The sequence below is a fragment of the uncultured Maricaulis sp. genome (assembly GCF_905480005.1).
GTDB lineage: Bacteria > Pseudomonadota > Alphaproteobacteria > Caulobacterales > Maricaulaceae > Maricaulis.
In genome coordinates this window covers 1-13,320 of sequence record NZ_CAJQOO010000080.1, presented here as the reverse complement: position 1 = coordinate 13,320, position 13,320 = coordinate 1, and the positions used below count along the sequence as shown (strand labels likewise).

General features: G+C 62.4%; 12 protein-coding genes and 1 tRNA gene. 5 read left to right on the top strand and 8 right to left on the bottom strand.

From position 1 onward, the window contains the following. Positions 1 to 281 precede the first annotated feature (281 nt). Positions 282 to 371, bottom strand: a tRNA-Ser gene (locus tag QZ266_RS08115). A gap of 161 nt (positions 372 to 532) precedes the next feature. Here QZ266_RS08115 and QZ266_RS08110 point away from each other — a divergent pair. The 4 genes from QZ266_RS08110 (at position 533) to QZ266_RS08095 (ending at position 3,447) form a co-directional block, all read left to right on the top strand. Continuing rightward, positions 533 to 1,126: a DUF1579 family protein gene (locus tag QZ266_RS08110; RefSeq protein WP_295693737.1), complete on the top strand. Its 594-nt coding sequence runs from the start codon at positions 533 to 535 to the stop codon at positions 1,124 to 1,126. An 84-nt stretch (positions 1,127 to 1,210) separates the two neighbouring features. Then, the gene (gene msrA, locus QZ266_RS08105) at positions 1,211 to 1,852 is read left to right on the top strand and encodes a peptide-methionine (S)-S-oxide reductase MsrA (protein ID WP_295693734.1); all 642 of its coding nucleotides are present in this window, start codon (positions 1,211 to 1,213) and stop codon (positions 1,850 to 1,852) included. A gap of 76 nt (positions 1,853 to 1,928) precedes the next feature. Next, positions 1,929 to 2,603: an HAD-IB family phosphatase gene (locus tag QZ266_RS08100; RefSeq protein WP_295693731.1), complete on the top strand. Its 675-nt coding sequence runs from the start codon at positions 1,929 to 1,931 to the stop codon at positions 2,601 to 2,603. 115 nt (positions 2,604 to 2,718) lie between these two features. Beyond that, a complete protein-coding gene (locus tag QZ266_RS08095; RefSeq protein ID WP_295693729.1) occupies positions 2,719 to 3,447 on the top strand; it encodes a DUF4386 domain-containing protein in 729 nt (242 codons plus the stop codon). On the opposite strand, the gene serA is transcribed toward QZ266_RS08095, so the two are convergent. The 6 genes from serA to QZ266_RS08065 form a co-directional block, all read right to left on the bottom strand. Then, a complete protein-coding gene (gene serA, locus QZ266_RS08090; protein WP_295693727.1) occupies positions 3,444 to 4,649 on the bottom strand; it encodes a phosphoglycerate dehydrogenase in 1,206 nt (401 codons plus the stop codon). The two genes, QZ266_RS08095 and serA, sit on opposite strands and share 4 nt — an antisense overlap. Before the next feature lie 134 nt (positions 4,650 to 4,783). Then, a complete protein-coding gene (locus QZ266_RS08085) occupies positions 4,784 to 5,314 on the bottom strand; it encodes a peroxiredoxin (RefSeq protein ID WP_295693724.1) in 531 nt (176 codons plus the stop codon). A gap of 72 nt (positions 5,315 to 5,386) precedes the next feature. Further along, entirely contained in the window at positions 5,387 to 7,195 is a 1,809-nt protein-coding gene (gene lepA, locus QZ266_RS08080; RefSeq protein WP_295693721.1) for a translation elongation factor 4, read from the bottom strand. Positions 7,196 to 7,329: 134 nt separating this feature from the next. Next, positions 7,330 to 8,649, bottom strand: coding sequence for an amino acid permease (locus QZ266_RS08075; protein WP_295693718.1), 1,320 nt, complete (start codon positions 8,647 to 8,649; stop codon positions 7,330 to 7,332). A 24-nt stretch (positions 8,650 to 8,673) separates the two neighbouring features. After that, positions 8,674 to 9,765, bottom strand: coding sequence for an SRPBCC family protein (locus QZ266_RS08070; protein ID WP_295693716.1), 1,092 nt, complete (start codon positions 9,763 to 9,765; stop codon positions 8,674 to 8,676). Positions 9,766 to 9,817: 52 nt separating this feature from the next. Further along, positions 9,818 to 10,183, bottom strand: a complete 366-nt coding sequence (locus QZ266_RS08065) for a VOC family protein (protein ID WP_295693714.1) — start codon at positions 10,181 to 10,183, stop codon at positions 9,818 to 9,820. Between the two features lie 98 nt (positions 10,184 to 10,281). Here QZ266_RS08065 and soxR point away from each other — a divergent pair, with 98 nt between their 5' ends. Next, complete coding sequence (soxR, locus tag QZ266_RS08060; RefSeq protein ID WP_295693712.1) at positions 10,282 to 10,737, top strand: redox-sensitive transcriptional activator SoxR; 456 nt, start codon at positions 10,282 to 10,284, stop codon at positions 10,735 to 10,737. 66 nt (positions 10,738 to 10,803) lie between these two features. Here the strand turns inward: soxR and QZ266_RS08055 are convergent, their stop codons facing one another. Continuing rightward, the gene (locus QZ266_RS08055; protein WP_367178223.1) at positions 10,804 to 12,882 is read right to left on the bottom strand and encodes a M3 family metallopeptidase; all 2,079 of its coding nucleotides are present in this window, start codon (positions 12,880 to 12,882) and stop codon (positions 10,804 to 10,806) included. Positions 12,883 to 13,320 lie beyond the last annotated feature (438 nt).

The following is a 13,320-nucleotide window of genomic DNA, read 5'->3' as shown; positions in this document are numbered from 1 at the left end:
ATGATCTCAGGCGACGTCTTGAAATACCGAAACGGATTACGCATCAGAAAACGCTACGAAATCGGGCGAACTCGCTCAAGCGGCGTTTAATCTGACACTGCCGAAAACAGGGAAATCACCCTACCCGATCTGCCCGAAAGCGCGAACAGAGACCGGTGGGCAATATAGCGCCCAGATCGCCCAATCCTCCCGGTCTCCATGCAGGGAAATATCCACGAAGCCGCGGAAACGCCGCGAGAATTGTGCGACGCCATTTTATCTAATTATTTCAAGAAGATATGTGGCGGTGAGGGTGGGATTCGAACCCACGAGACGGTTACCCGCCTACACGCGTTCCAGGCGTGCGCCTTCGACCACTCGGCCACCTCACCGCGAAGGCGCGGACTATACCCATCGCGGCGCATCCTGCAAGGCGTCTCGCTCAGCTTTAGCACCTTGCGAAGACGTGATTTGTCAGTCCCGCGTCCGGACGACAATCTGGCAAGCGAAAAGGGGGCCGTTCGTCAATCACGTCTGGTCACAGGGGAAAATCATGACAATCAGACTTTGGGCCGCTTCCGGCCTGGTCTTCGGCGTGCTCGCCGGGAGCGCGCCCGCCGTACTCGCCCAGGATGAGGCCGTGCGCCGCAGCTGGGGTGAAGAGGCCCGGACGGAGATGGCGCGGCTGGCGCCAATGGCCGGTGCCTGGTCGGTCCGCGAGTTCGAGAGTGACCGCGCGGGCGGCTGGACCGGAGGGGAAGCCGCCTACTCGGTGACGATCCGCTATCTGCTCGACAACATGGCCCTGCGCGAGGATGTGCCCGAGCGCCCGATCAAAGCCTGGCGACTCGAGACCACCATCCAGTACGACCAGAACCGTGATGTTTTCCGACTGGTGGCGCTCGATGATACCTGGGGCAATCTCGATGTGTTCGAGGGGGTGATCGGGCCGGATGACCGCCTCGTGGTGGACAATCTGCGCGCGGATACGCCTTTCGTGAATGCGGACGGTTCGCGCACCCATTTCCGCCTCACCATCGAGATCATCGACAGCGATCGTCACAGCATGCTGATCGACGCCAGCAATGATGCCGGAGAGAGCTGGCAGCCCTTCCAGCGCATCGAGCGAACGCGGCTTGGTGGCTGACGCAGTTTGAGCATGCCGGGGCTCTGGTTTTTATCCGCGGGACACCTATTTTGAGGTCTTACCCCGTGGCGCTGGAGCCCCTGCATGTCAGACCCTGTCTGGAAATCCGAAATCATTCCCGCCGACCAGGCCTTGCCCGGTCGCACCCGCCCGATTGCCACCGCGCCAGCGCATGTGATCACCGGGCGTGACATCCGGATGACATGCCCCGAAGGCATGACCGAGCTGCATCTCGGCCTGGGGTGTTTCTGGGGTGCCGAGCGGATTTTCTGGGAGACACCCGGCGTGTGGCATACCGCTGTCGGTTATGGTGGCGGCTCGACGCCCAACCCCACCTATGAGGAAACCTGCTCCGGCGCGACCGGACATACCGAGCTTGTGCGGGTGATATTCGATCCGGCCCTCATCACGCTGGACGACGTGCTGAAACGTTTCTGGGAGGCGCATGACCCGACGCAGGGCATGCGCCAGGGCAATGATCGCGGGACCCAGTATCGCTCGGCGATCTATACCACCGCGAATGATCAGCTCGCGGCGGCGCGCGAGTCCGCGAACGCCTATCAGCAGGAATTGGCGAAAGCTGGCCTGGGACCGATCACGACCGAGATCGCGCCGGCAGGGCCTTTCTATTATGCCGAGGATTACCACCAGCAATACCTGGCCAGAAACCCGTCCGGCTATTGCGGGATTGGTGGCACAGGCGTCGTCTGTCCGATCGGCACGTGACGCCAGGCAGGACCGGGGCGCTGACAGGCTTGCATCCGGCGTCTAGACTCGCCCCTGGTGAGCTCAGGATTCTGCCGTGACCCGACTGATTGCCTTCGATGTTGATTCCACACTCCTGCGCGTCGAGTCGCTGGATACGGCACTGGAAGCAGCCCTCGCCGAGCGCGAGGACAGGGTCGCGGCCAAGACCCGCCTGCACGAGATCACCCAGGCTGGCATGTCAGGCAGCATGGCCTTGCGTGACAGTCTGGAGGCACGCCTGCAACTCGCTGCGCTCGACCGTGAAGGCGTTGCCGCCATCGCCGAGCATTTGAGACAGAGACTGACCCCGGGCATGGCGCCACTGCTCAGCCGATTGCGGTCCGAGGGCGATACGCTGCATGCGATTTCCGGCGGGTTTGCTGATTTGCTCGAACCGGTTCTCGTCGACCTCGGATTCGGCCAGGGCGACATCCACGCCAACCGCTTTGTCTGGGAGGGCGACCGGGTCGCCGGCCTGGACACTGGCTATCCGCTCTCGCGCAATGGCGGCAAGGCGGAGATTCTGACCTCGATTTCCGGACAGGCGGGCGAGACCATCATGGTGGGTGATGGCATGACGGATTTTGAAGCCTATGAGGCCGGCGCTGCCGACCGCTTCATCGGGTTCGGCCTGATCGCCAGGCGCGATGTCGTCATTGCCGCCTGCGAATGGTCCGGCGCCAGCTATGTGCGCACGGTCGACGGGCTGGCCAAGGCGCTGGGCGTCTAGTTCGCACGGCTGGGCATGTCTTCAATGCAGGATGCGCCGATTTGAAAATCGGCGAGACCGGCGTCAGACCCACCGCGAGGATGGGCATCATGACCACGTCCTGATCGGAGCCCGCATGCCCACCACAGCCACACTGACCCGCCACCCTGTCACGCTCGCCCGCGTCTCGGGCCTTGCCTATGTCGTGATAATTCTGTGCGGAATTTTCGCCCAGATGGCCGTTCGCGGCAGTCTGATTGACTGGCAGAGTGCCGACGCCACCGCCGAGCTCATCCAGAGCCGCAACGGATTGTTCCGTCTCGGCCTCCTCGCCGATTTCCTGGTCTTCGCGCTGGATATCGTGCTGGCCGTAACCTTCTACCGCTTGCTGGCCCCGGTTGACCGCGGCATCGCACTGTTCGCCCTGTCGGTTCGGCTGGTGATGAGCGGCGTCCTGGTGACCGCCCTGCTGGCTCAGACAGCGCCGCTGCTTTTGTTGGGCGATAGTGCCATCGCCGGACAATTCGAGCCGGCCACCGCCAACACACTCGCCCTGACTTTTCTCGGCCTGCACAATGAGGGCTATATTCTCGGTCTGATGTTGTTCGGCGTGCACGGTTGCGCGCTTGGCATCCTGCTTGCCCGATCCGGCTATTTCCCGCGTTTTCTCGGCATCCTCATGGGACTGTCAGGCCTGAGCTATCTGGCTCTTGGCCTGGTCCATTTCGGATTCCCCGCACTGTCCGGGCTCGGCGGCCTTCTGCTTCTGCCCGCCGCCCTGCCCGAATTTGTGTTTGCCGGATGGTTGCTGATCGCCGGCCTCAGCCGCCGTCGTTGGACGGAGCGATACGAGCCGGCGGGCTAGCGGACCAGACGCGCGCTGATCGACCCGTCAAGCGCGCTGATATGATCAACGAAGCCTGGCGGGAGGTCCCCCTCAAGATCCGCTGCCACATAACCAAGCTGGCCGCGGGTCTCGAGTTGCTGAGCGGCGATATTGGCCCCCGAGGCGCTGACCGCGTCATTGAGGCGAGACAGGAAGCCCGGCGCGTTCGAATGGAAGCTCAAGAGACGGGTCCGTCCCGACTTGATCCGGCCGGGTTCAATCTCCGGCACATTGACCGCGCCCTTGGTCGCGCCCAGTGAGACAAAGCGGGCCAGCTTGCCCGACACGTCTTCGCCAATGGCTTGCTGGGCCTCCAGCGTCGAGCCGCCGATATGCGGGGTCAGGATGATGTTCTTGAAGGCCTGCAGGGGTGAGACGAAGGCCTCATCCTTGGACGCCGGTTCTTTCGGGAAGACATCGACGGCGGCGCCGATCAGATGACCGCTTTCAAGCGCCTCGGCCAATGCGTCAATATCGACCAGGTCTCCGCGAGCCTGGTTGATCAGAATGGAGCCCGGCTTCATTTTGGCGATGGAGTCGCGGCTCATGATATTGCGGGTCTGGTCGGTCGAGGGAACATGCAGGGTCACGACATCGGAGATCGCCAGCAATTCCTCCAGGCTCGAGCAGGACCGCGCATTGCCGTGCGCCAGCTTGGGTTCTGTGTCGTAGAAATAGACATGCATGCCCAGGGCACTGGCGAGAACGGACAATTGCGAGCCGATATTGCCATAGCCGACAATGCCCAGCTTCTTGGCGCGGACCTCATGCGAATTGGTCGCCGATTTCTGCCACTCACCGCGCATTGCGGCGCCGGAGCGCATCGGGATGCCGCGCATCAGCATGATCACCGAGGCGAGAGTCAGCTCGGCCACGGATCGTGTATTGCCGAAGGGGCCGTTGAAAACGGGAATGCCGCGATCCGCTGCGACGCCGAGATCAACCTGGTTGGTACCAATGCAGAAGCAGCCCAGCGCACGCAGATTGGGCGCCGCATCGAAGGCCGCCCGATTCATCTTGGTGCGCGATCGGATCCCCGCCAATACCGCCGGGCCGAGGGCTGCGTGCAGCGCGTCGATATCCAGAGCCGCCGCATGGCGTTCAATGGCATAGCCGTCTGCCTTGAAGGCGAGATCGGCGACAGGATGGACATTCTCAAACAGGACGACGGGGTCGGACATCACGCAGCTTCCCAAGGGCATTGAGACGGCCAGAATCGCCACGTCTCACAATGCACCGCAACACGATGTCCGCGCCCTTGTCTACTGCATGATATCGCTACCGTGGCCCGGTTGGCACCGAGGGACGCGCAAGATTATTCCACATTGAGCGCGCGCACAGCCGCAAGTGTCTGATCGACATGCTCATAGGGGCTCATATCGGACCAGGAAAAGGCAATCGTCGAATTTTGATCGATCACGTAAGAGGTGCGATTGGTCCAGCCCGGACGCATCATCATGCGGGCATCATAGGCGCGAGCCATGCCGTCTTCCGCGGCAAAGACCGGAAAGGCCGAGGCGCAGTGCTGGGTCGAGAACTCGGCCAGACGGTCCGTATTGCCCCCGGTCACGCCGATGACGCGGGCGCCTTCAGCGGTGAACTGGTCGATCGCCTCAGCGAAAGCTGCGGCCTGGGCTTCACAGCCCGAGGTGAAGGCCGCCGGGAAGAAGAAGAGCACGACAGGTCCCTCTTCCAGCGCCTCGGCGAGATGGAAGGAAACCGGCTCACCGGCCTGGAAGCCGGAAACCGTGAAGTCCGCGGCGGCATCGCCGGCATCAAGCTCGGCAAGGGCCGGAGCAGCGGTGAGGGCAAGGGCAGCAAGGCTGGCAGCAAATTGGCGGCGCATCATCAATCTCCCTGAGGGATGCGAAAGGTCTGACGAGAAGATGGCGCATCGGCGGCCGAAGGCAAGCCCCGGTCAATCATCATCCATCTTGAGCGCGGCAATGAAGGCTTCCTGCGGGATTTCGACCTTGCCGAACTGGCGCATCTTCTTCTTGCCGGCCTTCTGCTTGTCCAGAAGCTTGCGCTTCCGGCTGGCGTCGCCGCCATAGCATTTGGCCGTCACATCCTTGCGCAGGGCCGACAGGGTTTCACGGGCGATGATCCGGCCACCCAGGGCTGCCTGGATCGGGATCTTGAACATGTGCCGCGGGATCAGATCCTTGAGCTTTTCGCACATGGACCGGCCGCGCATATCGGCGCGGGCCTTGTGAACCACCATGGAGAGCGCGTCGACCGGCTCGTCATTGACCAGGATCGACATCTTCACCAGATCGCCGACGCGATCCTCGATCCACTGATAGTCAAAGGAGGCATAGCCCTTGGTGACCGATTTCAGACGGTCATAGAAGTCGAAGACAACTTCATTGAGCGGCAGCTCATAAACCACCAGGGCACGATTGCCGGCATAGGTCAGCTCAACCTGGTTGCCGCGGCGATCCTGACAGAGTTTGAGAACGCCGCCCAGATACTCGTCCGGGACCAGTATGGTCGCCTTGATCCAGGGCTCGGCAATGGTGTCGATCTTGACCGGATCAGGCATGTCGGCCGGGTTGTGCAGATCGATCTCGGAGCCGTCATTCATGATGATGCGATAGACCACGGACGGCGCGGTCGTGATCAGCTCGATATCATACTCGCGTTCGAGACGCTCGCGGATCACTTCGAGATGCAACAGGCCCAGGAAACCACAGCGGAAACCGAAGCCGAGCGCCGCGGAAGTCTCCATCTCGTAGGAGAAGGAGGCGTCATTGAGGGCCAGTTTCTCGATCGCTTCGCGCAAATCCTCGAACTCGGCACTGTCGACCGGAAAGAGGCCGCAAAAGACCACGGGCTGGGCCGGTTTGTAGCCAGTCAGTGCCTTGTCGGCCGGACGGCGATCATCGGTGACCGTGTCACCGACCCGCGCATCACGAACCTGTTTGATCGAGGCATTGAGATAGCCGATCTCGCCCGGTCCAAGACTGTCGATGGATTCCTTCTTGGGGCGGAAGACACCGACCCCGTCGACAGGATAGGCCGCACCCGTGCCCATGAGGCGCACTTTCATGCCCTTCTTGAGCGTGCCGTCGATCACCCGAACCAGACAGATGACGCCGAGATAGGGGTCATACCAGCTATCGACCAGCATCGCCTTGAGCGGCGCGGCGGGATCGCCGGCATTGGGCGGCGGCAAGCGTTTCACAACGGCTTCCAGCACATCCTCGATACCAAGTCCCGTCTTGGCGGAAATCTCGACAGCGTCGGACGCGTCGAGGCCGATCACATCCTCGATCTGTTCCTTGACCCGGTCCGGCTCGGCGGCGGGCAGGTCGATCTTGTTGAGGACGGGGACGATCTCGTGATCGACTTCAATGGCCTGATAAACATTGGCCAGTGTCTGCGCTTCCACGCCCTGGGAGGCATCGACGACGAGGAGCGAGCCTTCGCAGGCGGCCAATGACCGGTTGACCTCATAGGCGAAGTCGACGTGTCCGGGGGTGTCGATCAGGTTGAGGACATAGGTCTTCCCGTCCTTCGCCAAATAGTCCAGACGCACGGTCTGAGCCTTGATCGTGATGCCCCGCTCGCGCTCGAGCTCCATATTGTCGAGCACTTGCTCCTTCATCTCACGCTTGGTCAGCCCGCCTGTCACCTGGATCAGGCGATCGGCCAGCGTGGATTTGCCGTGGTCGATATGGGCCACGATGGAGAAATTGCGGATGAGGGACGGATCTATGGTCATGGAGCGGGCAGGTAGCATCGCCAAGCGGTTTGGCCAAGCGGGATAGGCTGTTTGGCCGACAGGCTTCTGGTGGAGAAGACAGGCGGGGCACCGCCCGGAGCGGAGAGAAGACAGGTCGGCGACAAAGCTCTGCCCTAGGCCTCGACCACCTGTTTTGGCTTGCCGAGATAGTAGGCCGGCAGACCGGCCAGGATGAGAACGCCGCCCCAGGCCAGCACTTCCAGGCCCGATCCAAGCACCGCAAAGGCAGAATAGGCGCCGGCTGCGAGGGCGATGATGGCCCAGCTGCGGGCCGACCGCCAGGAATGGCGGAGCTCGGCCAGGGCACTGACCAGGAGCGGGAGGAGCAGGCAGACTGTGCTCATCATCAACAGGAAGGTGAACGCCTCGACCAGACCGCGCGAGTAATTCGCCACCAGCAGGATGGAGCCGAGCGTCAAGGAGATTAGCAGGGAGACTTGCGGCGCCCCGCCCTTGTTGCGGTGGCCCAGTATGGCTGGCGCGAGCCGGTCGAACGCGACCGCCATCGGGAGTTGGCCAGACAGCAGGATCACGCCGTTCAGCGCGCCGGCGGTCGAGATCATGGCGCCTGCCGCGATCAGACCGGGGCCCCAACTCCCCAGCGCGCGGGCGGCGTCGGAGAAAGGCGAGGTCGAGTCAATGAGCTCGGCGGCTGGCACGACCAGCATCACCGACGCCGTTGCCGCGATATAGATGAGGGCCACGGTAATCGTGCCAATCACGGTCGCCTTGGGGACGGTATTCGCCGCATCGCGCACATCGCCGGCGGGCACGGTGGCCGACTCCAGTCCGGCAAAGGCCCACATGGTGAGGAGCGCCGTTGCCGCCAGCACCGGGAAGAAGCTGCCACCGGACGGGTTTGCCTCGGGCAGGTTGGCAATATCGCCGGTGAACAGGCCGACGCCGATGATCAGGAAGATCGGGATAAGTTTGAGCACCGTCATCAGCAATTGAACGATGCTGGCATCGCGTATGCCATGAAGGGAGATCAGGCCCAGCCCCCAGATCAATGCGAGAGCACACCCGGCCTGAGCGATCGGAGCATTGTCCAGCGCCGGAACAAAAACCGTGAGATAGCCAACGAAGGCAATCGCGATGACGGGCATGCCGATCCAGTAGGAAGCCCAGTAACCCCAGGCCACCAGAAAGCCGACAAGGTCGCCAAAGGCATCATGGGCATAGGCGACCGGCCCGCCGGACCGGGTCGTGCGGTGGGCGAGGCGACCCAGCACAAGCGCGAGCAGGATGGACCCGCCCGCGGTCACGACCCAGCCGGTAAAGCCAAGCATGCCATAGGGCGCGAGGACGACCGGAAGCATGAAAATGCCGGATCCGATCATGATGCCCACAACGAGAGCCCAGCAGCCCCAGAAGCCAATTGCCTTGTGGGTGGGTTTTTCCAGCGACGGCTGGTCGGTTTCATTGGTGGTCATCTGTCCCCCCGGACGCGCCGTCCATCAGCCGGAATTGGCATAGGCATCGCGCAAAAGATTCTGCCAGTGCCAGACACCGGCTTCCTGGGACGGCGAAAGCCGTCCCGGATCGTAAGCGCCGGAGGCGAGGCCTTTCTGGACATGCTCGCAGATCAGCCTGTCCTCCTCCTGGACGCGATCGGAAAAGGCGTCATCGGCTTCAGCGCGGCCGGTTTGACCGGGCGCATAGTAGAAATCGAACTCGACATGACAGCGGTCAGGCCCGTCGGGGACAACCCGATTGGTCTGCATACGGCCAGGCAGAATATTCAGCATCGTGTTGGGATAAATAAAGAAATAGAGCGCCTCACCGGCCGCATAGGCGTCAGTTTCGGCGTCAATAGGAGAGCGTTGCAGCGACCAGTAGCGCGCCAGCTCGGTCTTGTAGTCCGGATAGGAAACGATTTGGGTCAGGTCCGGATGGACGAAGGGCAAATGATAGCCCTCCAGATAATTGTCGACATAGACCTTCCAGTTGCAGGCCACATCATAGAGGCGACTGTGATGATGCTTCAGGCCCGCCAGGCGATCCGGCCCAACAATGTCATCCAGGCCGGCCATCACATCCACGAAAGACGGTCCGGACCGGATGCGCGCAAAAACCATCCCGCCCCAGATCTCGACCTCGATCCGCTCAAGCGCAATGCCGGCGACATCAAAGTCCTCCGCAGCCTGCATTTCCGGCGCCGAGCGCAATTGCCCGTCCAGGTCATAGGCCCAGCCGTGATAGGCGCAGCGCAATCGCTTGGCGCCCTTGCCGTCGCACAGGGCGAGCGGACCGGCGCGGTGGCGACAGATATTCAGGAATCCGTTGAGCGCGCCCTCGCCATTGCGAACCAGAAGGATCGGCACGCCGCCAATCTCGCGCACGACATGATCGCCGGGCGCTGCCAGAGACGAGACTGGGGCCACGACCTGCCAGCCACGGGAGAGCACCTCACCCTGATCGAAGCGCAACGCCTCGGACCCGACATATCGAGCGGGATCAAGGGCACGGGCCTGTGCGAGCGGCGAGACTTGCTCCGGTCGGTTCGTATCAGGTCTGTCAGTGGAAGGCGGGGCGGAAAGGTCATCCATGCCCGGACGCTAGCGATAACCGCCCCGCCTGCCAATGATTTCCGTCGCCGGGTCAGGCGTAGCTGATCACTTCGAACTCGATCCCGTCCGGGTCATCAAAATAGAAGCGGCGACCCGGCTCATAATCCGCATGGGAGTGTGTCGTGATCCCGTCCGACAGGATCCTCGCTTCGGCGGCCGCCAGATCCTCCACCAGGACACCAATATGATTGAGTCGACCGAGCGGGGTCTCCGTCGGCCGGGCATGCGCGTAGACGGCGACGTAATCGTCATCATTGCCGACATGATAAGTCGTGCCGCCATTCTTGGCCGGCCCGCTCCAGCGGATGTGCCAGCCAAACCAGTCGCAGAGCCGCCTGGCCGTCGCTGCGGGGTCGCTCACCGTCACATTGACGTGTTCGAGTCTTGCCTGTGTCATTGATTTCTCCTGTACCGGAACCTCTCGGATTCCCTTGACAGGCAGTTTGATAATCTCTCAACCTTGGTTGAGGTCAAGCTATTTCTCCGGAGCCTCGCATGCCGCTTGCAGCCACCGACCCGCTATCGATTGGACAGATTGCCCGGCGGACCGGCGTGTCCGTCTCGGCTATCCGATTCTATGAGGATAAGGGTCTGGTTCAGCCGTCCCGGAATGCGGGCGGGCAACGCCGTTTCAAGCGCGCGGATGTCCGCCGGATTTCCTTCATCCTGATTGCCCAGCAGCTGGGATTGACGATCCGCGAGATCCGGGACGCCCTCGCTGCGCTGCCAGACAGCCGCACGCCGAACCAGGCCGACTGGGGACGGATCAGCGCCGGCCTGCGCGACCGCCTCGATCAGCAGATCGACACGCTGACCCGGATGCGCGGCCGGTTGGACAGCTGCATTGGATGCGGTTGCCTCTCGCTCAAGGCCTGCCAGCTCTACAATCCCCAGGACCGCCTGTCCCGCCTCGGCGCAGGGCCGCATATGGGCATCAAAGACGCGGACTGACCGATCGATACGAAAAGGGCCGACGGGTTCCCCCGCCGGCCCTGATCGAGCGGATGATCGTCTCGTCTATTCGGTGACCGGGAAGCCGCGGTCACGCATCAGCGCCGACACTTCAGCATCACGACCGCGGAACAGACGATAGGCCTCGGCCGGGTCCATCGAGTTGCGCGGGGCGAAGAGATACTCGACCAGGCGCGAGGCGACCTCTTCGTCATAGAAACCGCCCGGCGCATCCTGGAAGGCTTCCGCGGCGTCGGCGGTGAGCACATCAGCCCACATGTAGCCGTAATAGCCGGCCGAATAGCCTTCACCCGAGAAGATGTGCCCGAAATGCGGGGAGCGGTGACGCATGACGATCTCTTCCGGCATTCCGAGACGCGCGAGCGTCTCGCGCTCGAACGTGTCCGGGTCGGTGATCTCGGCCGGATCGGTCGTGTGATAGACCATGTCCATCAGGGCCGAGGCGAGATACTCGCCGGTCGCGAAGCCCTGGTTGAAATTGGCCGCCGCACGAATGCGGTCGATCAGGGCTTGCGGCATCGGCTCGCCGGTCTCGACATGGGTCAGATAATTGTTGACCACCGGATCCGTCAGGACCCAGCGCTCGAGAAGCTGCGACTGGAATTCAGTGTAATCGCGGACACCGCCATTCAATCTCGGATAGTCGACATTGGATGACAGCGTGTGCAGGGCGTGGCCGAATTCGTGGAAGAAAGTCGTCGCATCGTCGAAGGAAACGAGAACCGGCTCACCCGGAGCACCCGCGACGAAGTTCGAATTATTGGTGGCCAGGACATTTGTCTCGCCATCAATCGTCGTGTGCGAGCGGAAGGAATTGGCCCAGGCGCCGGAGCGCTTGCCCTGGCGCGCGAAGGGATCAAGATACCACAGGCCCACATTGGCGCCGGTCTCGCGATTGGTGACTTCCCAGACGCGCACCGTCGGATGCCAGACCGAGACTTCACCTTCCGGCAGTTCGCGGAACTCAAAACCGAACAACTCCCCGGCGACGTAGAACATGCCTTCGCGCAGATTATCGAGCTGCAGGTATTGCTTCACCTCTTCACTGTCGAGGTCATAGCGAGCCGAACGGACCTGCTCGGCGTAATAGCGGTAATCCCAGGGTGCGACGGTGATGTCATCGCCATTGGCATCGGCGAGGGCCTGCATGTCGGCGACTTCTTCCTCGATGCGGGCGACAGCGGCGGTCCACACACCTTCCATCAGGGCCTGGGCGCGCTCCGGCGTGCCGGCCATGCGGTTTTCCAGACGCCAGGACGCGTAATTGTCATAGCCCAGCAGGCCGACGCGCTCGTCGCGCAGCTGCAGGATTTCGGTGATGATGGCGTTATTGTCGAACTCGCCGCCATTATCGCCGCGGGAATAGTAATTATTCCAGACCTGCTCACGCAGATCGCGCTCGTCCGAGAAGGTCAGGAAGGGGGCCATCGAGGACCGCGTATTGGTAATCGCATACTCGCCTTCGCGACCCCGGGTCGCCGCTGCGGCGGCGGACGCGGACACGAAGTCGGCCGGAAGGCCGGACAGCTGGTCCTCGGTCAGATAGGTGACATAGCTCTGTTCGTCGTTGAGCACGTTATTGGCAAAGCTGGTGTGCAATTCGGACAGGCGGGCATTGATCGCGGCATAACGTTCGGCGGCCTCGCCTTCCAGCATCGCGCCATTGCGGGCAAAGCCGTCATAGGTCAGCTGCACAACGCGCTGCTGGGCCGGCGTGAGCGTGGCCATTTCTTCGCCTTCATAGACCGCACGCACGCGGGAAAAGAGGGCCTCATTCTGCGTGATCTGCGAACTGAAGGCCGAGATTTCGCCCGACATTTCGCGCTGGATATCGCGGAATTCCGGCGATGACATGTTCGAGGACCAGATACCCCAATGGGAGAAGACGCGGCTGAGCGGCGCGCCGGCGCGCTCGAGCTCGAGAATGGTATTCTGGAAAGTGGCCGGCTCCGGATTGGAGGCAATATCATCGATCTCGGCGAGATTGAGTTCCATGCCCTCACGCAGCGCGGCGCTCAGGTCGTCGAGACTGGCCGTGTCGAAGTTCGGCGTGCCGCCATAACCGCCCGTCCACTCGCTCAGGAGCGGGTTTTCGAGGCTGGCCATTTCGGTGTCCGCGGGCATGGTGCCGGCGTCGGTGGTCGCGTCGGTCGTCGCGTCGTTCATCGTATCGGTCATCGCGCTCGTCTCACCCGTGTCGGCAACGTCGTCGGCGGGCGTGCAGGCGGCGGCAAGAAGTGCGGCCGAGCTCGCGGTAATCATCATTAGTGTGCGCATATTGAATGCTCCCCGAAAAATCCGTGCCGCACACTACCCGCAGCGGGCCCGTCGCAAAAATGAAGTTTTCACCATCTGCGCAGCTTGGTCGCCGCAAGGTCTGCCATCCGGCCTGATCTCGGTGTCGGTACGGGTCACGCCTGCTGGGTCTGGGGAGCGATTTGCAGCGCGAAACCTGGCTGAGCCATGCTCTGGCTGGTCGCCCTGGCGCATCCGACGCCCTCTCTGGCGCCACGGCCTTGTTGCGCGGCCGGGCTGGGGAGTTGGGGTCCAACGACGCCAAAA